Raw genomic sequence first — 22,094 nt, 5'->3', positions numbered from 1 at the left:
TTTTATGTATTTAACCCATTTTCCCGTCTGTATTAATTAAAAGTTCTAAATTTAGTTATTGTTCAGAAAATAAAGATTGTTTTTGCTGTTACTCTGTTATAATATAAAGCTTATAAAAAAACTAGGAATTAATAGTGGAGGCAATTAGAATGAAGAAATTATTATCAATCGTTACATTATCAGCGCTCGTTTTAGCAGCATGTGGTGGCGACAAATCAGAGGAAAACGCAAGCGAGGCAAAGAATAAATTAGAGGAAATCCAGGCAGATGGAAAAATTCAAATCGGTCTTGAAGGAACATTCCCTCCGTTCAGCTTCCATGATGAATCAGGTGCATTAACAGGCTTTGAATATGAGATTGCCGATCAAATCGCAAAAGACCTAGGTGTTGAAGCAGAATATGTTGAAACAAAATGGGATTCATTGATCGCAGGATTGGATACAGATAAATACGATTTTGTTATTAACAACGTATCGATTACAGATGAGCGTAAAGAAAAGTACGATTTCTCCATTCCATATATGAAATCAGAAGCGGTAGTAGCCGTGCACACAGATAATACAGAAATTAAAGAGCCGGCAGACATGAAAGGCAAAAAATCATCACAAACAATTACAAGTAACTTTGCCCGCGATGCAGAAGCGCTTGGTGCAGAAGTTGTTGCAACAAATGATTTGATGAGTTCAATCGAGCTAGTAGTACAGGGACGTGCAGATGGAACAATCCATGACCGCGTGACATTCCTGACATACTTGCAGGAGCAGCCTGACACGAAGTTGAAAGTGCTGGACGGTGCGATCAATTCAACTGATATCGCATTAATCTTAAATAAAGAAAACGATGAGTTCCGTGAGAAGTTAAATGAAATTATTAAAGAACGTACAGAAGACGGTACATTCGAAGCAATTTCAGAAAAATATTTTGGTGAAAATGTTATTTCAAACAACTAATGGGAAGGTCGTTTCGACGGCCTCCTTTTTTACATGGCTTACATTACAGAAAGGAGTGCTAGTGGATGAGTAGAGAAATGGATATTTTACTTAGCTCGATCTGGCCAATTTTAAAAGCAGGACTTCTTGTTACCATTCCGCTATCGCTCATTGCTTTTGCCATTGCATTAGTCATTGCAGTTGTGACGGCACTGGCTAGAATCTCAAACTACCGGGTTTTACGATGGATATTCGGTACTTACGTATGGGTGTTTCGCGGAACACCATTATTAGTGCAATTATTTATAGTGTTCTTCGGTCTACCGAAACTGGGGATTACCCTTGATGCGTGGACAGCGGCGATCATTACATTCTCGCTAAATACAGGTGCCTATGCTTCTGAATCGATCCGAGCTTCAATTTTGGCCATTCCAAAAGGGCAATGGGAGGCAGCAGAATCACTCGGTATGACGTATTGGCAGATGATGCGACGTGTCATTGCACCGCAAACCGTTCGCATTTCATTGCCGCCAGTAGCCAATGATTTTATCGATATGGTAAAAGGGACATCTTTAGTTGCCAGTATCACACTTGCCGATCTATTCATGGTCGGGCAGCAAATCACTGCGCGAACATATGAGCCGCTTATGATTTATTCACTTTGTGCGGTTATTTATTTAATCTTTATTAGTGTGTTGATGGTCATTCAAGGCCGACTGGAAAAATACGCTTCAAAATATATATAAGTCGGGTATCGTGAAGCGCTAGAAGGGAGGGCTTATTATCGTACAATTTCAGCAGATGTCGAAGTTCTTTGGCGAGAACGAGGCATTGAAAAATATTAATTTAACATTTCATGAAGGCGAAACAACGGTTATTTTAGGTCCATCCGGTTCAGGAAAATCAACGTTGCTGCGCTGTATCAATCTGCTGGAGCGACCTGAAAAAGGCGTTCTGACTGTCGGGAACCAGACAGTTGAACTGAACAAGCCGATTTCTCAGAAAAACTTGCTTTCGATTCGTCAAAATACGGCGATGGTATTCCAAAGCTTCAATCTTTTCCCGCATATGAAGGTGCTTGAAAATGTGATGGAAGGGCCAGTTACCGTTTTAAAGATAGACAAAGAGGTTGCAAGACAAAAGGCACAGCAATTATTGGAGAAGGTTGGCCTGAGTCATAAAACAGACCAGTATCCTTCGCAATTATCCGGCGGGCAACAGCAGCGTGTCGCCATCGCAAGAGCATTGGCAATGGAGCCACAGTTTTTACTGTTCGATGAGCCGACAAGTGCACTGGACCCAGAACTAGAAGGAGAAGTGCTGAAGGTGCTGAAGGATTTGGCGGAGGAAGGCAAGTCGATGATTATCGTGACGCATAACCTGAATTTCGCACGCGAAGTGGCAGACCGGATTCTATTTCTGGAAAACGGTGAAATCGGCTATGACGGCGTAACCGAAAACTTCTTTACAGCAAACAATAATGAACGGATTCAACAATTTATAAAATCGATGCAGTTTATCTAATCTAGGGGGATTTAACATGACAACAGAGAAAACAAATGTAGAGAGCTTTGATTTAGACCATACGAAAGTAGTGGCACCATACGTACGACTTGCCGGTACGAAAACAGGAGCAAAAGGCGACGTCGTAACAAAGTACGATATCCGATTCAAACAGCCGAACAAAGCGCATATGGAAATGCCGTCACTACACTCTTTAGAGCATTTAATGGCTGACCGTATCCGTAATCATAGTGAAGACGTCGTAGATTTATCGCCAATGGGCTGTCAAACAGGCTTTTACTTGGCATTACTGAACTACAATGACTATGACGGCGTATTAACGATTATTGAAAATACGCTGAAGGATGTATTGAAGGCAGAATCGGTACCCGCATGTAATGAAGTACAATGCGGCTGGGCAGCAAGCCATAGCCTGGAAGGTGCAAAAGCATTGGCTGAGGAATTTTTAGCTGGCCGTGCTGAGTGGCATGTCGTTTTCGGCGAATAATTGATGAAGCAAGTCTTCTGTGAGAATAATCTCGCAGGAGACTTTTTTATTGGAGCAATTGTTTTAAAAGTCCCTGTGAATAGGTTATTAATAAACTATAGTAACTAAAAGGAGAATTTGAATGAACAATACCTCAACGACTACATTAACAATGAAAAGAGAATTTAATGTAAAGCCTGAAAAAGTGTTTGACGCATGGTTGAATCCTGTAATGATGAAAAAGTGGTTCTTTACATTGGAAGGGACGAACAAGGTTGCACAAAATGACCCAAAAGTAGGGGGCAGTTGGGAAATTGTAGACCACCGGCAAGGAGTGGACTACCGGGCGATCGGGGACTACGTTGAAATCAATTCGCCTGAAAAAATCGTGTTCACTTTTAAAATGCCGCAATTCAGCGAACTGGAAGATACGATCACAGTGGAGCTGAAAGAGTTGGGACAGGGAAGTGAAATGACGTTCACCCAACTAATCCATGCTGAAAATGAAGAGCAATGGACAGATGCTGACATCGTAAAAGCTCTAGATGAAATGCGAGATGGCACAGAACATGGCTGGAACTTAATGTTCATGGGTCTGAAGGAATTAGTTGAGACCGGAAAAGTGAGCTATCAAGGTTAGTGCGTATAATGAAACACCGAGTAGGGGTCATGACCATCCGGTGATCGAATTTTCGGGGATGATTTTCTAATAAAAAGTTGAATTGTTCTACTATATCTTTATACGGTTCCTGAAGAAGTAGCCGCATCTTCGGAACAACAGCTCATCGCGAAATTTAAATATTAAAAGGCATCGTCTAGTTAGGAGATGCCTCTAACTTATAGGGAGAAAAGTTCGCGAAAAAGGTTAAAATAGGCTAAATTGAAGTGGTGCAAATTTGAATTAAGAAGGGGAAGAGTACGATGAAAAGCGCAAAACCATTTTTAATGTTTCAAGGCGGCGTTGCAGAAGAAGCGATGAACTTCTATACATCACTTATGAATGATGCGGAAATTACAAGCATTGTCCGCTATGGGGCAAATGAAGGCGGAGACGAAGGAAAAGTTATGCAAGCCACTTTTTCGATAAAAGGTCAGGAATTTATGTGCATTGACAGTAATATAAAGCATGAATTTGACTTCACACCGTCATTCTCTATTTTTATTACGTGTGATACAGAAGAGGAAACCGATCATCTTTATGAAAAATTGCTTGAAGGTGGACATCCGCTAATGCCAATCGGTGATTACGGTTTCAGTAAGAAGTTCGGCTGGGTAAATGACCGTTACGGCGTATCTTGGCAGATTAATTTACCTTAATAAAATGTGCCGGGTATCTGAATGGATACCCGGCGTTTCATTTTCTAATAAAGGTCTGAGTTGTTCTAATATATTTTAAAATCTTCTAATAAAAGTGAGATTTTCTAATATAATTGTACATTGTGCTAATAAGTCTTTAATATGTTCAAATATCGTCCAAAGAAGTTCTAATAACCCCCTGCAAACTTCTAATATCCATCATAAATCTTCTAATAAAAACGGCAGGCTAACGCAAAATGGACGCGCCATCACAATAGGAATAAGCCCGTTTTACCAAAATCCCAAACTGTTCTAATATCATGCGCAGAAGTTCTATTATCCCGCAAAGAAGTTCTAATAACGACACAAAAACTTCTAATAAAAACCTCCCATTCACCCGGCATTCTGATAAAGCATCCCGCCAAACGCCCGGTTTCTCACCATAATCTTCAGCAAGCCATAGCCTAAAAGCGCCCCCGCAAAAGAACTCATCATAAATGCCGGGACAAAACCGAACAGCGCCGCTTCCTGACCTAAAAACAAAATGGCAATCGGGTAAGTAGCCATCGCACCGAGCAACCCGGTCCCGATTACTTCACCTACTGCCGCAAACGCTAACTTCTTCGTTTTAGCAAACAGAAATGCAGCCAAAAAGGCACCAATCATACTCCCCGGATAAGCAAAAATACTGCCTGTCCCCATTAAGTTTCTCAATGTCGATGTAAGGAATGCCTGTAATACCGCATACCAAGGACCGAGCAACACCGCCGATACGACATTGGCAAAATGCTGAATCGGAAATATTTTGGCAAAACCTAAAGGGATGTACACAAAACTGCTGAGAATCGTTGTAAGTGCAGCGATAATCGCTGAATACGTAAGCTTCCTCGTTTTATTCATCTCTACCATCCTTTACAATAAATTTTTGCAACAAAAAAACCACTTTCAACTAAAGAAAGTGGTATCGCAGCCTAAAACAAATACTAAAAACAGGGGTCGACACTACTTTCCTACGCTAGTATTACCTAGATCAGGTGCAAAGGGTACTTCTCAGCCAAACAGGCGCCCCTAGTAGTTTTCATATTCAATTACGAGCAGATTATCTTCTGCCAATATTAGGTTAATTTCACAGTTATCATAACATGGCCGTTTCATTATGCAAATGCATTTTTGAAATTTGATTCCTTTGACCGAGAAAAACTACTGCTCATACCCGCCGCCATAATTGCCGGGCTGGACTTGCTGCCATGGGTTTGGTGGACCGATGAAGGTATTCGGCCGTACCGGTGCAACTGCCTGCGTCCACAAATTTTCGTTCATCCCATATGTGTGGGCCATAATATTTGCTGGTGTCAGCTTGAGGAGGTCGGAACCTAAAATGACTTCAGGTGTCGGTGCGTTGAAAATGGCGAGCAGATGCGTGTTGTTTTGCGTGGCGACTTCGTAATGCCACCACCCATGAGGGACGTTTGCGACCTGGCCGGGGGTAATCGGAAAATGCATCAGCTGTTTCGTAAACGGATTCAAAATCGAAACAACCGCACTTCCCGCAATACAATAAACAAGTTCCGCCGCATTTTGGTGGTAGTGCGGTTCAATGACATTATTGGCACTCAAATAAATATCAAGCAGCGATATATTATCCAGTGTATTTAACTGGTTGACGCCCATTACATTAATAAAATTTTGCTGGTCTTTTACGAACAACGGGTTTTTATTAAGGTCGAATGTAAACTGGGGTTGCACTGATGTATAATCTTGATTCGGATTCAATAGTTCACCTCTTTTTTATTGTAGTTAAAGTATGCAATAATTTACCGGTGTGTGCCTATTGTCGATAGTAGCCATCCATCTAAAAATACACATACAACGCATTGATTAATGTGAAAATTAAAATAAACAGGGTGGCACCACATACAATAATTTCTGCAAAGTGGACGAACATGACTCTTTCATAACTTAACACGGCTTTACGAAAACCAAAGAAATCCCCATGACTGATAATATAAATAAACGTACTCACGACCATTAAGGAAGACATTAAAAATGAAATTTTCGGCAAAGAAGTAACGTAGCGCGGGTTGCCTCCTGTTTCCATATAGAGCGGAATATCCAATCTCTTACTTAACACAAAACTGACAATGACCAGGATGTAGATAATAAGCGAAATATTAAACGGATGTTTGCGGTAATCGATCAGATCAAGCATCTTTTTTGTCTTCCCTTTATACTCCCAATCTTTATTGTCTTCTACTCTGTCACCTTTTAGCATGTAAATAATACCGGCTAATACAAGCCCTGAAAATAAATACCATTCAAACATCGTAAAAAACAGCGTCCAGCTATAAAACGGTGCGATCACAAGCGGGAGAACAACGATTCCAATCAACCATTTATTAACTGGCTGATTAGCAGTAAGCCATTCGTTTAAAGCATGCCGTTTATCTTTTATATGTGCTTTTTCCGGTTCCCGGTAACTGAAGATTTGATTCATTACAAAAGTGCATCCTACCAGTACTAACCCGATTCCGAAAGTAAGATAAGAAGCTTTCGGATAAATCACGACCCCATCATAATTAAGGATGATCCAGTTCCCGCATATCGCAGTGATCAATATCCCGGTAAGCATCATATATGAAGATAAGTTTCTCATCCGTACACCTCCAATTGTTCTATTCTACGTCGATTGGCTGGAAATAGTTTCAAATAAAACAGGAGGCATGTATTTAGTTCTAATAACGACCGGCAATGTTCTAATAAACCTAAAAATATTCTAATATAATTGCGATTTTCTAATATATCACTCAGTTGTTCTAAAAACCATCTGACATCTTCAAATAAAGCACTCCGATGTTCTAATAACCCGCCGACATTTTCTAATAACCACCCCAACTATTCTAATAAAATCCAAAACAAAAAAGCGATTGCACAAATGAACTTAATAAACAGGTTCCTACTGTGCAGTCGCTTTTTTCATAATAAGCTGCAGTATTTCATTGGCACAAATCGCATCTGCATCGGCTGTATGATGCTTGAGAAGCGGGATGTTATACGTTTCGGCAATGACATTTAAATTATTTCTAGGACTATCTAAATATTTCCGCGCAAGCAGGACAGTGCAGGCAGCCGGATTTGTTGGACGAATCCCATTTCGGAAAAACTCCAGCGCGAGAAAGCTGTACCAGTCAAACCCGATATGATGACTGACGATCGGCAAATCACCTAAAAAAGCTTTAAACGCGTGAATGACATGGGAGATCGTTTGTTCATGTTTGACACGTTCATTAGTAATCCCGTGAATATGCGAATTTTTGATTGGTTTTTCCGGATTCACAAACCGGTGAAAGAGGTCCACCGTTTCACCATGGCGAATTTTTAACGCAGCTATTTCCACGATTTTATCGCCCCTAGCAGCAGAGCCTCCCGTTGTTTCGATATCAACGACAACATATTCGGGTGCAGACTCCAACAGTTCCACCATTTCCGCAACCTTTAAGCGCGGGCTATACGTTGTAATAAATTTTCTTAAATACTGCGCGGCAAGTTTCGTATTGTAATAATGGCCATAACGCGTCTGGGCAATATAGCCGTGCTGTTCCAGTTCTTCAATTGCCTCTAACGGATAGCTTGCGGCCAATGCTTCCCGTTTGGCAAAGCTGACAATCGAGCATGTAATCATGATTCGTATGTGTAGCCGATCGATGTTCATAAACTTCACCTCTTGATTGGAACGTGTGTTCTATTATTGAACCATATAAGAAGAAATTAATAAATAAAAAGCTGACCATAACCGGAAGATTCAGCAATGGTCAGCCTATCAATTATTCAGAAAACGAATTCGGCACGGGTTGCAGACGCTCATGGACTTTCTTCGCAACGACTGTTTTTCCTTTTGAAGGAACGGTATTTGGTATCGAAGATCTTGCTTCGAGGTTTTCCCAGAAATCCGCGTTTTTAATGCCTAACACTAACGGATTGAACGTTGGGTTAAGCCTAATTTTTATTAAAATAAAGGCTTAGGAACGTTTTAGTAGCAGGTTTTTAACGGTGTTCCAAATTAACAGAAAATAATTTAAGTCGCAGGAAAAATCGAACGAATTTCATAATCTTTTGTACAGTAATTCAATATTCCTATCGATTCCATTTCCAAGAGTGTATTTCTTACAAAATATTTGCATAATGATACCTTCTCTACGGGTCAGTAATGAATTGGTAAGACTACATAATAGAGGAGAGAAAGTTCATATTTATTCCTTTATTTGGATTTTGTTAAATTAGTTTTCCTTATAAATTTTTCGAAAATGCCGAATATTACTTCTTTAAATCAGCACTAAACCGAAACTTAGGTCTTTCTATGGGAAAGTTTGAATGTCTCTTGACGTTGTAAAATGTTAGGCCTATCATTGCTAATAGAATCAATTGATAATGATTATCATTATTGATTGTTGATTCTAATAAGAAATCAAGCTGTCTTTACATAACTGTAAATGAGAAAGGAAGTGTTGAAGTGAACTTTCAGGAGTTAAGAGGGAAAGTTGCACTTGTGACAGGTGGAGCCCAAGGAATTGGCGCAAGCCTTGTCAAAAGCTTGGCTACATTAGGAGTAAAAGTTGCTGTAATCGATTATAACGAGGAAAAATTGAGAAGCCATGTGAATGGTTTAATAGAGCAGGACCACGAAGTTTTCGCCTTTCCTGCAGATGTCGGAGATAGTAACGCCATTGATGCAGTTGTAGAGAAAGTGGAAAACGAAATTGGACCAATCAAAATGCTCGTCAATGTAGCAGGTGCATTGGCTACAGGACCGGTCGAATCATGTACTGACCGTGACTGGGCAAGGATCTTTTCAATTAATACGACAGGTGTGTTTTATATTTCAAGAGCAGTAAGCCGTTATATGATTCAAAGAAAAGCAGGTTCCATTGTAACAGTCGGATCCAATGCCGCAAGTGTACCGAGAATTTCGATGGCGGCCTATGCAGCATCAAAGGCGGCAACGGTCATGTTTACAAAATGTCTCGGTTTAGAGCTGGCAGAGCATAATATACGCTGTAATATCGTTTCACCAGGGTCGACGGATACGGACATGCAACGTTCGATGTGGTCCGATGATCATGGCGCTGAAGTAATGATTAAAGGAATGACTGAAACGTATAAAGTAGGGATTCCGCTGAAAAAGATTGCACAACCGGACAATATTGTGGACGCTATTCTATTTTTCCTGTCCAATCACTCAAGTCATATTACGATGAGCAATCTTGTCGTGGATGGCGGCGCGACATTGGGAGCCAACTAAGTCTGTCTTTTGAATTCAGAATAGTGAAACGAAAAGGGGCGGTAATATGGTAAGCAAACAAAAAGTAGTAATCGAACATGAACTTTTAGATGAATATGAAGTTGGTGACTTTTTCATTGAAACACCAAAAAGAACAATATTAGGCAAAGGTGTATTCATGCATGTGCCAACGGGTGAACCACATCAAAACCAGATGGAAGGATTGTCCGATAGGGTGGCGAGCGCGCTGAGGAAGGCTAAAGAACAAGGACATCCACGATCAGTCGTAACGGGCGCGGTACCATTTGATTACTATAAAAAAGCATGTTTACTTGTTCCGGAATCTATCCAAATCGCACCATCATTGCAGCAGGAGGAAAGGGCAGTGTCCGGTTCAGCATCAGTTACTGTCAATCGGCTCGTATCCAATCCATCACCAGAGCACTATAAGCTAGGTGTCATGCAAGGGATTGAAAGAATAAGAAGCGGCGAACTCGATAAAATTGTGCTGTCACGTTCACTGGAAGTAAGTCTCAATGAGCCGATCGACCTCCCGCAACTGTTACGTAATCTTGCGTATCAAAACAAACATGGATATACGTTTGCAGCACCGATTGAATACGGAAATCAAAAGGCTTCGCTCATCGGGGCTAGTCCGGAGCTGCTTGTTTCAAGACAAGGGATGTACGCCATCGCGAATCCATTGGCCGGCTCAAGACCTAGAAGTGAAGATCCGGTAGAGAACCAAAGACGTGAAGATGAACTGCTTTCTTCACCAAAGGATTTACATGAGCATGCGGTCGTAGTGGAAGCAGTCGTCAAGGGATTGCGTCCATTACTAAAAACGATCGAAGTCCCGGAAAAACCGTCAGTCGTGTATACGGAAACGATGATGCATCTTTCGACTGTCATTAAAGGAGAGCTCCTGAAAGCGGATATCTCATCGTTGGATTTAGCCATTGCCCTGCAGCCTACACCAGCTGTTTGTGGCGCACCAACGGAAAAGGCAAGACAGGCAATCACAGAAATTGAACCGTTTGACCGAGGCTTCTTTACAGGCACAATCGGTTGGTGTGATGCTGAAGGCGACGGGGAATGGGTTGTGACGATTCGCTGCGCAGAGGCAAATGGCGATTCATTACGCTTATTTGCGGGAGCAGGCGTTGTGAGCGAATCGAAGCCTGAAGAAGAATTGGCTGAGACGGGTGCGAAATTCCAGACAATGCTTCGCGCAATGGGCATCGATACAGAGCAACTGAAGGATATTTAACGACTATTTATATGAAATACAACAGGGTTCACCAACAAAGAAAAAGGAGTGATTTAGATGGCTATTCCAGCGATCTCATCATATAAAATGCCGAAAGAAAGCAATCTTCCAAAAAATAAAGTAGGTTGGAAAGTCGATCCGAACAAGTCTGTCCTACTCATTCATGATATGCAGCAATATTTTATCGATTATTATGAGAAGGATTCGTCATTAGTTCGTGAAATGATCGCCAATATAAAAGTAATTAGAAAACAATGCGATGAACTTGGCATTCCGGTTGTCTATACGGCACAATCAGGCAATCAAAACCCAGAAGAACGCGCATTACTGACTGATTTTTGGGGGACGGGACTAAAAGACGATCCGAACATTACAAAAGTAATCGATGAATTGGCGCCAGGCAAGGCCGATATCGTACTGAAAAAATGGCGCTACAGTGCATTTAAGAAATCGAATTTACTGGAAATGATGAACGAACAAGGCCGAGATCAGTTAATCATTTGTGGGGTTTACGCCCATATCGGTTGCCTCATGACTGCTGGAGAAGCTTTCATGTCGGACATTAAGCCGTTTTTCATTGCCGATGCAGTAGCTGATTTTACACAACCTGAGCATGAAATGGCGATCAACTATGTAGCAGGTCGCTGTGGGGCAGTTTATTCTACAGCACAAATTATGGACCAGCTAAAGCGTGAGGCATCTGCAGAAGTAGAGCTCGTATAAGAATGAACAGGTGGTGAAAATTTTCACCGCCTGTTTTTTGCGTTTAAATGGAAGCAAGTTTTTTTGAAGAATAAACAGGGAATTGGTTACCGACAATGTTTTTAGACAAAAGGAGATGAAGTAGATGACAAATTCGGTGCCAAAGGAAGAAGGAATTGACCACAGCCTGAATCTTCTGAAAGAAGGCTATTTGTATATTTTAAATAGAAGACAAAGCTTTCATTCCGATCTGTTCGAAACACGATTGCTTGGAAAAAAGGCGGTCTGTATGGGCGGAAAGGAAGCGGCCGACCTTTTTTACGATAACAGTAAGTTTAAAAGGGCAGGCGTTGCACCAAACCGTGTTGCCGAAACATTATTCGGCAAAAAGGGTGTACAGACACTGGATGGAGATGCCCATAAGCACCGGAAAAAGATGTTTATGTCCATTATGTCCCAGGATCGACTTAAAAAAATGAATGAAATTGCCGCGAAGCAGTGGGATACAGCTTTAACTAAATGGCAGCAGATGGACGACGTTGTTCTTTACGAGGAAGCGCTGGAAATTATGTGCCGTACTGCCTGTGAGTGGGCGGGGGTACCGGTGGAAGAAAAGGACATGAAAAAGCTCGCAGACGATTTAAGAGCGATGTTTGAATCGGCAACTGCAATTGGTCCATCACACTGGGCTGGCAGACATGCACGAAACCGGGTGGAAAAGTGGATAGGGAACCTCATCGACCAAGTGCGCAACGGGAAACTGAATCCCGAAGAAGGCACAGCACTGTATACATTTTCATGGCATCGTGATTTGGAAGGGAAACTTCTTGATCAGGAGGTCGCTTCTGTAGAAGTAATCAATATATTAAGGCCGATTGTAGCGATTGCGGTCTATATTACTTTTTCAGCATTGGCTGCCTATCATTATCCGGAAGAGCGGAAGAAACTTCAATCCGGCAACGAGAAAAATGCACAGATGTTTGTGCAGGAAGTGCGCCGTTTTTATCCATTCTTCCCTTTTGCCGCTGCGGAAGTAAAAGCAGAGTTTACATGGAAGGATTATACGTTTGAAAAGGGTACATTAACTTTATTGGATTTATACGGAACGAATCATGATACGAATATTTGGGAGAATCCCGAAGTATTTCAGCCGAGCCGTTTTGAAAACTGGGATGGCAGTCCGTTCAGCTTTATTCCGCAAGGTGGCGGCGATTACTATTTAGGCCATCGCTGTGCAGGGGAATGGGTGACGATTGAGATGATGAAAGTGAGTCTAGATTTCCTAGTTAATCAAATGACGTACGATGTCCCGGAACAGGATTTAAGCTACAGCAAAGTTAGCATCCCAAGCTTGCCTAAAAGCAAAGTGATGATTAATAATGTTCAGCGAGTATAAGATGAATTAATTAAGCCTGTAACCTTTTACTTGGTTACAGGCTTTTAAATGCTAATTCGTTAACTCAATTTTTCGCATATGTCGCAACCTTTTCCTATAAAATGTTTCAATTTGTGCCGACTGAACGTGCGTTACGGTCTCCAAAGAATCCTCCAAACAGACAGCTGCACTGTAACCAGGTGCAAGGAAAAAAGGAATGGTACGGGCTGTTACACGTGAGGCGGGAAGATGAATCGTTCCATCTTGCCGAATCGTTGCCTCCATTAAAGAATCGTGTAAACCAAACCCTTTATATTTCCCGTAACTTTCCTTAGCAGTCCAGAGGGCATAGAAAGCTTCCTGTTCAAGAAGTTTATAGAGATGCTTCTCCTCTTCGCTCCACAACGCTTGAAAGATGGAGAAGTCCCTTGTTACCTGCTGTTCCACATCAATTCCAACCGGAAAATCACTAATGGCACATGCCACATAATTTCCGGAATGGGAGAGATTGAAGTGAAGGTCTTGTCCTAGTTGGTATTTACCGTTTGAATCTTTGGTAAAGCGAACTTCCGATAATTGCTTTTCATAAGTCGTCACCAACATCATCTTCGTTAGTAAATGAGCACAAACCGTTCGCAACTGATCTTCTGTTTTCCGCATGCGTCCAACCCGCTGCACCACGTCGCTTTCCAAAAAGGGAAGATAACGTTGCCAATCAGTAGGCATCTCGTTGATCTTGCAATAGGCAATGGTTGTCATGCTTTTTCTCCCTTTAGAATAGTTTCCTGTTCTTTCGCAAATAAAGAACAGCCGAGTCCTGCCAGAAGCAGAACAACCGTAGCAACGAGGGCGTACTGATAAGAGAGGATCTCTGAAAAGTAACGACCAGACACGGTTAATGTCGTCGCTACAAGTGCAATTCCTACTGCACCTCCAACGCGGTTAAACATATTGTATAGCGTTGTCGCCTTGCTCATCTGACTTTTCGCTACATGATGAAAGGCGGAAAGTTGTGAACCGATTACACTATGGCCTAAACATATCCCAACAGCAAACATCAATCCGCGTAACAGCCAAGGATTTGCTGAAGGACCAAGGATGGCGATACAGCAGAAAATCATTACTGTACCGATCAGACCGAGACGTACTGTATACAGCATGCCGAAACGCTTGGATGTTCGAGGCAGTAATTTGGATGCGACCATCAGTCCAAGTGCCTCGGTAAACGTAATGAGTGAACTTTCCAGAGCAGAAGCTGAGTACGCGTACTGATACATGAGCGGGAACAGATACAGCATCCCCATCAAGGCGCCCATGGAACACATCGCGACAAGACTTGATGAAAGGAAAAGCGGTTGTTCATACAGACGCACATCCAGCAGCGGCTCTTTTATTTTTCGTTCATATACATAAAAACGGCCTAATAAAAATACGCCGACAATCGCACAAAAGACGACCGTAATGGAAACACCGTCTGATGCAATAAGGCTCAGTGTGAGCATTAACAGCGGCAGCCCGAGTGCAATGAGCATATAGCCCCTCGTATCAAATGGTGCTTTAAAGATCTCAAATTCCGTTAAGCCAAAAAGTCCGATCAGGACGATGATGATACCAAACGGAATATTAATGAAGAACGCCCAGTTCCATGATAAATACTCCGAAAACAGTCCGCCCACTAAGGGGCCAATCGCCGGTGCAAAGGCGATTGGCAATACTAATGAACGCGACAGATTTTGTCTTTCCGATGGAGAAAATGTCCGAAACAGCAGTGTCATGCTGACAGGTGTAATGATTCCTCCTGCCAGTCCCTGCAGCACGCGCGCTAAAATAAGGGCCTGCAAGCTTCCCGCCAATCCGCAAAGAAGAGAGGCGAGTGTAAATAGACTGACAGAGAGTACATACATTCTTTTTACGCCGAACCGATTGCTTAAATATCCGGCAGCAGGCAATGCAACAGCGATGCTGACAAGGTAGCCGATATTAATGCCGTTCGTTGCCCCTGGCGTTACACCGAATTCAACGGCAATCGTAGGAAGTAGCACATTGACAATCGTTCCGTCGATTGAAACCATGAACATCGCCACTACATAGAGGGCGATGATGACTGCTTGCTGTGCATTCATCCTAAAACACTACGAATACTTTTAGGTCTCATATCCAGCCAATTTTCTTCTATATAGAGTTGGCATAATGGTTTTAACGCAGGGCCATATACGACCTCCCATCCGGCAGGGACAGGGATGACTGCTGGCCATACTGAGTGCTGTTCTTCCGCATTTCGCAAAACATAGTATTCACGATCATCTTGTTCAAAAGGGTTAGACATACATTTTTTTCTCCTTTACTAAGTGTTTGATTAATGTTTGGCTGATTTCATTCAATGGTATGGACTGACACATATCTTTATGGCGACAGGCAATATCAATCTGTTTAAGCTCTCCTTTGATATATGGTTTCCACGAAGTAACATCAACGTCCGGGATCCAATCTGGCACAAGTGTAGATTTATAAAATAAAGCATCGCCATCATACGTTTGGGGCTGATGATTTTTGAGTAACTGAATCGAGTTTTTATACACTTCTTTTAAGCGCAGAAAGGTCGACTCATCTAATGTTGCAATCGCGCTGCCCTCTGCTTTTAGAGCATTCATTACATATTCCTGTGTCACTTCATCTTCTATGTCAGGTTCATACCCGGCTAGGGCAAGAAGTGCGACAAGTGCCTCCTGTTCTTCCGTCAGCTCCACTGGCGGGGTGAATGTGAACGGGTAGGCATCCATAATGCATAGAAGCGACAGTTCTTCTCCTTGGCGTTCCAGCTGGACAGCCATTTCCTGTACGACATTTCCGCCAAGTGACCATCCGAGTAGACGATAAGGTCCTTTTGGCTGAATTTCTTTGATGGCTTCAATATAGCCGAATGCCATTTCAGTTAAAGAACCCGGAAGTTCACAGTCTTCGGCAATCCCTTTTGCTTGAATGCCGTATAGGGCAAATTCCGGCGGCAGATTTTTTAGCAGTCCTGCATAGCACCAACTTAACCCCCCTGCAGGATGGACAGCAAAAATTGGTTGCTCCCCGCTGCGTAACGGCAGTACGGTGTTCAATGCTTGAGATTCTTTCCCTTTTTGCAGAATATGTGCGAGTCCGGATACAGTAGGTGCTTCAAATAAATGCCCGATTGCCAGCTCTTTACCGAATGCCTCGTGAATGCGTCCGATCAGCTGTACGGCTAATAACGAGTGGCCGCCAAGTTCGAAAAAGCTGTCCTCTGTGCCGACCTGTGGAAGATTCAGTACTTCGCAGAACAGTTCACAAAGCAATGTTTCCTGCGGTGTTTTCGGCAATACAAGTTCCTGCAATGTAATGACAGGAGCAGGGAGCTGCTTCGTATCCAGTTTTCCGTTGGCGGTAAGCGGCATCTGCTCCAGGCAAGTGCAGCTTGAAGGGACCATATAGGCCGGCAGCGAACGGGAAACGAATTCTTTCAACATTTGCTCTGTTACGTCCGTGCCTTGCTCCGGAACATAGTAGGCAGCCAAGCGGACATCTTCTTTTCGATCTTCTCTCGCAATGACAGCTGCCTGTGCGATATGCGGATGTTTTAGAAGCACTTGTTCAATCTCGCCAAGCTCAATGCGGAAACCGCGTATTTTCACTTGGTGGTCAATGCGTCCGATATAGTCCAGTTCGCCGTTTTTCGTCCAGCGAGCCAGATCGCCTGTACGGTACATCCGGCTTCCAGGAGCTCCATACGGGTTTGCGATAAAACGTTCTGCCGTTAAGGAAGCGCGGTTTAAATAGCCTTGTGCCAAGCCTTCTCCAGAAACATACATTTCGCCGACAACACCGGGAGGAACAAGTTTTAACTGCCCATCAAGGACATAAATATTTAAATCAGGAATCGCCGTGCCGATCAGACTATTCGCCTGTGACTGGCTCAGTTCTTCATTTAAACTTAAGTAGCTGACATGGACAGTTGTTTCGGTAATGCCGTACATATTCACAAGGGTAGGTGCATCTGACGGATGTCGGTCATACCATTCTTGTAAACGCGTCAGGTTAAGTGCCTCCCCGCCAAAGACAATGTAGCGAAGTGCCAGTTGTTCGGACAGTTCGGCATGCTCTTTATCAACGGTCATGAGCTGATAGAAGGCAGATGGTGTCTGGTTCAGCACCGTAATTTTCTTGTCTGCAAGCAATGCTAAAAAGTCGATTGGCGAGCGGCTGACATTGTACGGGATAATTACGAGCTCACCGCCGTATAACAGGGCACCCCATATTTCCCATACGGAAAAGTCAAAGGCATAGGAATGGAACAGCGACCAGCGATCTTCTTTGTTAAAATGAAACCATTCATCTGTTGCATCAAGTAAGCGGATAACGTTCTGGTTCGGAATAACCACACCTTTTGGTCGGCCAGTTGAACCGGAAGTATAGATAACATAGGCCGGATTCATTGGATGATTGTTATGATTCGTATTTTCAACAGGGAATGAAGTAAGCGAAAGCTCCTCTATTACAAGCACTTCCATCACAGGCGTCGCTTCTGCAGACGGCATCAAGTCTTCTGTAGTGATTAAACAGCTCGGGTTTGAATCGTTTAAAATGTAGTCAATTCGGTCTTGCGGATAAACCGGATCAATCGGCACATAGGCAGCGCCGGTTTTTAAAACGGCTAAAATACTGACAATCATATCGGTTGAACGCCGCATTAACAGTGCGACAAATGTTTCGGATGTAACGCCTTTTTCCAGTAAAAGATGTGCTAACTGGTTCGCTTTACGGTTCAAATCGGTATAAGTAAACTCTTCGTTTTCGTCACTGACAGCAATTCGTTCGGGATGCATTTCCACAATCGCTTCAAATTGTTCGGCAATCGTTTTTTGATCGCTTACATGGCCTTTCGGATTCCAGTCAAGCAGGATTTTTTCCTGTTCCTGTTCCAACAGCACATCCAATTCTGAAATGGCAGGATTGTTCAGCGCCTGCTGCAGGACGATTACATAGCGTTCCATAAGAGCGGCAACTGTTTCTGCTTCATATAAATCCGTTCGGTATTCCACCTGTACTTCGATGCCATTAGGCTGCTCGGCTAAATATTCCTCACGCATCTCGATATTCAAATCGAATTTTGGCTGACCAACCGTATGCAGCTGAATGTCGGCATTTTGGCCTTCCATTACAAGTGATGGCTGAGGCGTATTCTGTAAGGCAAACATAATCTGGAAAATCGGGTGCTGTGAAGGGACACGAGTCGGTTTTAATGCTTCGACAATATGGTCAAAAGGAACATATTGGTGCTCCATTGCCTCAATCGATGTTTGTTTTACGCGTTCCATTAATTTTGTGAAACGAGGGTCCCCGGAAGTATCCGTCCGTATCGCCACCGTATTGATGAACATACCGACATTTGCCAGCAGTTCTTCCTGATCACGGCCCGCCATTGGACTACCGAGAATCAGATCTTCCCCTGCACCGAGCTTTGTCATGAGGGCTAAGAATCCGCTTTGTAGCACCATGTAAAGAGTTGCCTGTTCATCTTTGGCAAGCTGCTGCAATTGTCCGTGAAGCGCGGAATCGATTGTAAACGTCAATGTTTCGCTAGTTGGTTTCACCTGCAATTGACGCTTTCCATCCCGGACAAGCTCAATTTCATCCGGAACATGCTTCAGTTTTTCCTTCCAATAAGTAATGTTGTCGTCTGTATAAACACCGTGCGTTTGCTGCCAAACCGCAAAGTCATGGTATTGAATCGTTAACGGCTCTAACTCATGACCTTCATAGGCAAGCTGCAGATCTTCAGTGAATGTTGCAAGTGACCAGCCATCAGCACTAATATGGTGGAATACAACGACCAATGTGTTCGTATTAATGAGCGTTACACGAAAGCCGGGTTCATGTTTCAAATCAAACGCATAGCGAGTGCACGCATTAATTTGAGCCGGCACCTCTTCAGGGCTCACTTCCTCAATCAGCACTTTCGGCGTATCCTCAACGATTTTCTGATAGGGCACCCCATCCACTGCAGGATAAACCGTACGTAAAATGGCATGTTTTTCTACCACTTTACCAATGGATTTAATCAGTTTTAATACATCTATCGGCTGATCAAATGTATAAACAAGCGGAATATTATAAGAAGCACTTGATTCCTCCAGCTGCTGGATAAACCATAAACTGCGCTGTGCATGCGATAAAGGAATTTTTTCAACTTGCTGTCTGTCGATTACAGCGAGCGTCTTTTTCTTTGCTTTGTCCACAGCTTGTGCCAGCTCTTTTACAGTAGGCTGATTGAAAATGACGGAGATTGATAAATCGATAGCAAATGTTTTCCGTAATGCCAACAGCAGCTCGGTTGCGAGCAGGGAATGCCCTCCTAGCTGGAAGAAGTTTTCATCGATTCCCACTGAATTGAGATTCAAAATATTTTCAAAGAACATACAAATCGTTTCTTCTGTACGCGTTGTCGGTTTCGCTTTTGCAACATTCGAAACATGAGGCTGCGGCAGCGCTTTCCGATCGACTTTTCCGTTATTCGTTAATGGGAAGGCCTCCATGAAAACAAAATGAGCAGGTACCATATAATCCGGCAAACGTTCTCCTAGCTCCAGTCTGCATTGTTCCTCTGTTTCATTCCCAACAACATAGGCAACGATTCGTTTATGACCCGGCTGATCTTCACGGATCATCACAACGGCTTGTTCAATTGAAGTGATTTCTTCAAGGGCATTTTCGATTTCGCCTAATTCAATACGGAAGCCACGAATTTTGACTTGGTGGTCGGCCCGGCTAATATAATGAAGGCTGCCATCCTCCTGCCACACGACTAAATCTCCTGTCCGGTACATGCGTTTTCCGGATGCAAATGGATGTGCAACAAAACGCTCTGCCGTTAAGGTTGGACGATTATGATAACAGCGCGCCAGTCCGTCACCAGCAATATACAATTCTCCAACGACACCAATCGGAACGGGCTGCAGCATGGTATCGAGCACATAAATGTCTGTCCGGTCGATTGCATTACCTAATGAAGGAGTATCTTGCGGACGAATTTCCGTGCAAGTTGACCAGATTGTTGTTTCGGTAGGTCCATACATGTTGTGAACGGTAGCTCCTGCTTCCAGTAGTGCCTGCGCAAGGCTTTTTGAAAGGGCTTCACCACCGACAAGAACAGTAAGTCCTTTCAGCGCATCTTTTGCGTACTGTACAATCATCTGCCAAACAGTCGGTGTAGCCTGCATGATGGAAATGTTTTGCTGCTGGATCAGCGACTGCATCACAACCGGATCTTGTACTTGTTCTTTTGTCGCCAGATGAATAGATGCCCCGTAGAGCAACGGTAAATAAAGCTCCAATGCCGAAATATCGAAAGAAATCGTTGTAATCGCCAGTAAATTGTCCTTTTCAGATAATGTAAATTGATGCTGCATCGCTTGTAAAAAGTTAACCAAGCTTGGCATTTCAACAACGACACCTTTTGGATTTCCGGTAGATCCAGACGTATAAATCATATAAGCTGTTTGTCCAATACAAGTGGCAATCGGTTCATAAATTTGCTTCGAAGGGTGTAATGTCACAATCGGTGTTCCTTTTGCAATAAATGAAACCTCACCATTTACGAGCACAATTTTAGGACGAGCATCTTCAATCATATAAAGTAGCCGTTCTGCCGGATAAGTAGGATCCATTGGAATGTAGGCAGCACCTATCTTGAAGCAGGCAAGCATCGATGCGACCATTTCAATCGAACGGTCCATGCAAATTCCGACAAAGTCTTCGAGCCCAATGTCATGCGCTTTCAGCTGATGCGCAATCCGACCGACAAGCAGATCCAGTTCTGCATAGGAAATAGATGTATCATTCATCTGAACAGCGGTTGCACCAGGCATATTTTCCATCTGTTTTTTGAACAATTCATACACAGTGGCATTTTTCAGCTCACTGACAGGGCCTTGTTTTGCTTTAAAAAGGGCCGCTTCTTCTTGCAATAACATTGGCAAGTTGAACAGCGGTGTTTTTGCTTGATCTACCAATAACTCAAGCAATTGTAGGAAACGTGCGGCATGACGTTCCACTTCTGTCTGTTCATAAAGATCCGAATTGGCTACAAGATCAAACTGCATTCCATTTGGCGTGCTGTAGAAATTAAATGAAATATCTTCAACAGGCCCTGTCACAACTTTCTTGTTCTCTACCTCGACATTTCCGAACAGATAGTTTTCATAGAACGGCATGAAATTAATTTCCGGACCATACAGCTGGTCATCGGATGTCAGCCGCAAATCACGGCGCAGCTGTTCTTGACGGTACAACTGATGCTGCTTCATCTCCGTCATGAAGCTTTTTACGTTTATACAAAGCTGTTCAAAAGTTTCCTCAGTCGTGAACGTTGCACGCAAAGGCAAAACATTTACTCGTGTACTTGGTACGGACAATGACTTATGACCAAAACGGTTCATCAACGGAATGCCGACAATCACATCCTCTGCCTGTGACATCCGTTTTGTGTAGGCAATAACTGCTGCAGTAACGACTTCCTGTATGTTGACATGCAGCTGCTTACTGTATGTTTCTAATTTCGCCCATGTAGCGGCAGAAAGGGAAGAGGGGTACAAAATAATCTGTCCCATACGACCACTCTTTTTTTTGCTGAGCGAAATGACTTCGGTTCCTTGCATTTTGGATAACCAGTAGGCAGCGTCCGCCGTTGCCTTATCGGAAGTTCTGTACTGCACTTCCTGCTCGACCATCTGAACATAGTCACCAAACTGTTTTGTAAATGATTCATGATGAAGCAAAGCCGAATAGCGCTCGGAAATTTGCTGGAACAGTAACCGGAAACTATACGCATCACTGACAAGATGGTGAATGCGCAAATAAAGGAAATGTTCTTCGGCAGACACCGAAAATAAAATGGCGCGTACAAAGTTGTCCTTTGTTAAATGAAGCAATGTTCCGACATCTTCCTGCATATGTTGAAACGCTTCACCCGTTGAACAACTAATCTGTTGAGAGTGAAACTGAACCGAAGAAGGGATCGTCTGGAAAAGTGAGCCTTCTTCCTCCGAACATTGGATATGTAGTCCAACCGCGCTCTCGATTGTGGCATCAACTGCCTGTAACAGCAGGGTGGAGTCGATCGGAGCCTGAATATGTAAGTACTCCGCTGTATTGTATAATGGGCTTTCCGTTAAATGGTGGGCATACCAAATCCCTGCGGCAGCTTCAGTTAAAGGGAAACGTAATTCAGCCAT

Annotated in this window: 17 protein-coding genes, 1 pseudogene and 1 riboswitch; of the genes and pseudogenes, 10 read left to right on the top strand and 8 right to left on the bottom strand. The window is 43.1% G+C overall.

Going from position 1 to position 22,094, the window contains the following annotated elements:
- The first annotated feature begins 149 nt into the window (after positions 1-149).
- The 6 genes from MHH37_RS16425 to MHH37_RS16400 all read left to right on the top strand — a co-directional run bounded on the left by MHH37_RS16425 (position 150) and on the right by MHH37_RS16400 (position 4,236).
- Positions 150-950, top strand: coding sequence for a transporter substrate-binding domain-containing protein (locus tag MHH37_RS16425; protein WP_087618607.1), 801 nt, complete (start codon positions 150-152; stop codon positions 948-950).
- Between the two features lie 65 nt (positions 951-1,015).
- Entirely contained in the window at positions 1,016-1,675 is a 660-nt protein-coding gene (locus MHH37_RS16420; RefSeq protein ID WP_087618608.1) for an amino acid ABC transporter permease, read from the top strand.
- Between the two features lie 37 nt (positions 1,676-1,712).
- Complete coding sequence (locus MHH37_RS16415) at positions 1,713-2,453, top strand: amino acid ABC transporter ATP-binding protein (protein WP_342576281.1); 741 nt, start codon at positions 1,713-1,715, stop codon at positions 2,451-2,453.
- 16 nt (positions 2,454-2,469) lie between these two features.
- Positions 2,470-2,940, top strand: coding sequence for an S-ribosylhomocysteine lyase (locus MHH37_RS16410; protein ID WP_087618609.1), 471 nt, complete (start codon positions 2,470-2,472; stop codon positions 2,938-2,940).
- Positions 2,941-3,061: 121 nt separating this feature from the next.
- Positions 3,062-3,559, top strand: coding sequence for an SRPBCC domain-containing protein (locus MHH37_RS16405; protein WP_342573825.1), 498 nt, complete (start codon positions 3,062-3,064; stop codon positions 3,557-3,559).
- Between the two features lie 281 nt (positions 3,560-3,840).
- On the top strand, positions 3,841-4,236 hold the full coding sequence (locus tag MHH37_RS16400) for a VOC family protein (RefSeq protein WP_342573824.1): 396 nt from the start codon (positions 3,841-3,843) through the stop codon (positions 4,234-4,236).
- A 372-nt stretch (positions 4,237-4,608) separates the two neighbouring features.
- Here MHH37_RS16400 and thiW read toward each other — a convergent pair whose 3' ends face one another.
- The 4 genes from thiW to MHH37_RS16380 form a co-directional block, all read right to left on the bottom strand.
- Complete coding sequence (thiW, locus tag MHH37_RS16395) at positions 4,609-5,115, bottom strand: energy coupling factor transporter S component ThiW (protein ID WP_008406146.1); 507 nt, start codon at positions 5,113-5,115, stop codon at positions 4,609-4,611.
- A gap of 90 nt (positions 5,116-5,205) precedes the next feature.
- Positions 5,206-5,295, bottom strand: a riboswitch (TPP riboswitch).
- A gap of 120 nt (positions 5,296-5,415) precedes the next feature.
- Positions 5,416-5,988 carry a cupin domain-containing protein gene (locus tag MHH37_RS16390; protein WP_342573823.1) on the bottom strand — a complete coding sequence of 191 codons (573 nt, stop codon included), beginning with the start codon at positions 5,986-5,988 and terminating at the stop codon, positions 5,416-5,418.
- 79 nt (positions 5,989-6,067) lie between these two features.
- Complete coding sequence (locus MHH37_RS16385; RefSeq protein ID WP_342573822.1) at positions 6,068-6,868, bottom strand: nucleotidyltransferase; 801 nt, start codon at positions 6,866-6,868, stop codon at positions 6,068-6,070.
- Between the two features lie 300 nt (positions 6,869-7,168).
- A complete protein-coding gene (locus MHH37_RS16380) occupies positions 7,169-7,924 on the bottom strand; it encodes a 3'-5' exonuclease (RefSeq protein WP_342573821.1) in 756 nt (251 codons plus the stop codon).
- Between the two features lie 798 nt (positions 7,925-8,722).
- On the opposite strand from MHH37_RS16380, the gene MHH37_RS16375 reads away from it, so the two are divergent.
- The 4 genes and pseudogenes from MHH37_RS16375 (at position 8,723) to MHH37_RS16360 (ending at position 12,858) form a co-directional block, all read left to right on the top strand.
- Positions 8,723-9,511: a 2,3-dihydro-2,3-dihydroxybenzoate dehydrogenase gene (locus MHH37_RS16375; protein WP_342573820.1), complete on the top strand. Its 789-nt coding sequence runs from the start codon at positions 8,723-8,725 to the stop codon at positions 9,509-9,511.
- A gap of 46 nt (positions 9,512-9,557) precedes the next feature.
- Positions 9,558-10,760, top strand: coding sequence for an isochorismate synthase DhbC (gene dhbC / locus MHH37_RS16370; RefSeq protein WP_342573819.1), 1,203 nt, complete (start codon positions 9,558-9,560; stop codon positions 10,758-10,760).
- A 57-nt stretch (positions 10,761-10,817) separates the two neighbouring features.
- Positions 10,818-11,474 (top strand): annotated as a pseudogene (locus MHH37_RS16365) (isochorismatase family protein); the annotation flags it as partial.
- A 133-nt stretch (positions 11,475-11,607) separates the two neighbouring features.
- Positions 11,608-12,858, top strand: a complete 1,251-nt coding sequence (locus MHH37_RS16360) for a cytochrome P450 (RefSeq protein ID WP_342573818.1) — start codon at positions 11,608-11,610, stop codon at positions 12,856-12,858.
- Positions 12,859-12,909: 51 nt separating this feature from the next.
- On the opposite strand, the gene MHH37_RS16355 is transcribed toward MHH37_RS16360, so the two are convergent.
- The 4 genes from MHH37_RS16355 to MHH37_RS16340 all read right to left on the bottom strand — a co-directional run bounded on the left by MHH37_RS16355 (position 12,910) and on the right by MHH37_RS16340 (position 22,094).
- On the bottom strand, positions 12,910-13,497 hold the full coding sequence (locus MHH37_RS16355; protein ID WP_342573817.1) for a 4'-phosphopantetheinyl transferase superfamily protein: 588 nt from the start codon (positions 13,495-13,497) through the stop codon (positions 12,910-12,912).
- A 95-nt stretch (positions 13,498-13,592) separates the two neighbouring features.
- Positions 13,593-14,960: a DHA2 family efflux MFS transporter permease subunit gene (locus MHH37_RS16350; protein WP_342573816.1), complete on the bottom strand. Its 1,368-nt coding sequence runs from the start codon at positions 14,958-14,960 to the stop codon at positions 13,593-13,595.
- Positions 14,957-15,163: an MbtH family protein gene (locus MHH37_RS16345; RefSeq protein WP_342573815.1), complete on the bottom strand. Its 207-nt coding sequence runs from the start codon at positions 15,161-15,163 to the stop codon at positions 14,957-14,959. The genes MHH37_RS16350 and MHH37_RS16345 overlap by 4 nt, the downstream gene beginning before the upstream one ends.
- The gene (locus MHH37_RS16340) at positions 15,156-22,094 is read right to left on the bottom strand and encodes an amino acid adenylation domain-containing protein (protein WP_342573814.1); all 6,939 of its coding nucleotides are present in this window, start codon (positions 22,092-22,094) and stop codon (positions 15,156-15,158) included. The genes MHH37_RS16345 and MHH37_RS16340 overlap by 8 nt, the downstream gene beginning before the upstream one ends.

Source organism: Solibacillus sp. FSL K6-1781, assembly GCF_038630735.1.
In the GTDB taxonomy this organism is placed as follows: domain Bacteria; phylum Bacillota; class Bacilli; order Bacillales_A; family Planococcaceae; genus Solibacillus; species Solibacillus silvestris.
The sequence above is the reverse complement of the archived record's forward strand: the minus strand, read 5'-3'. Positions and strand labels throughout refer to the sequence as shown.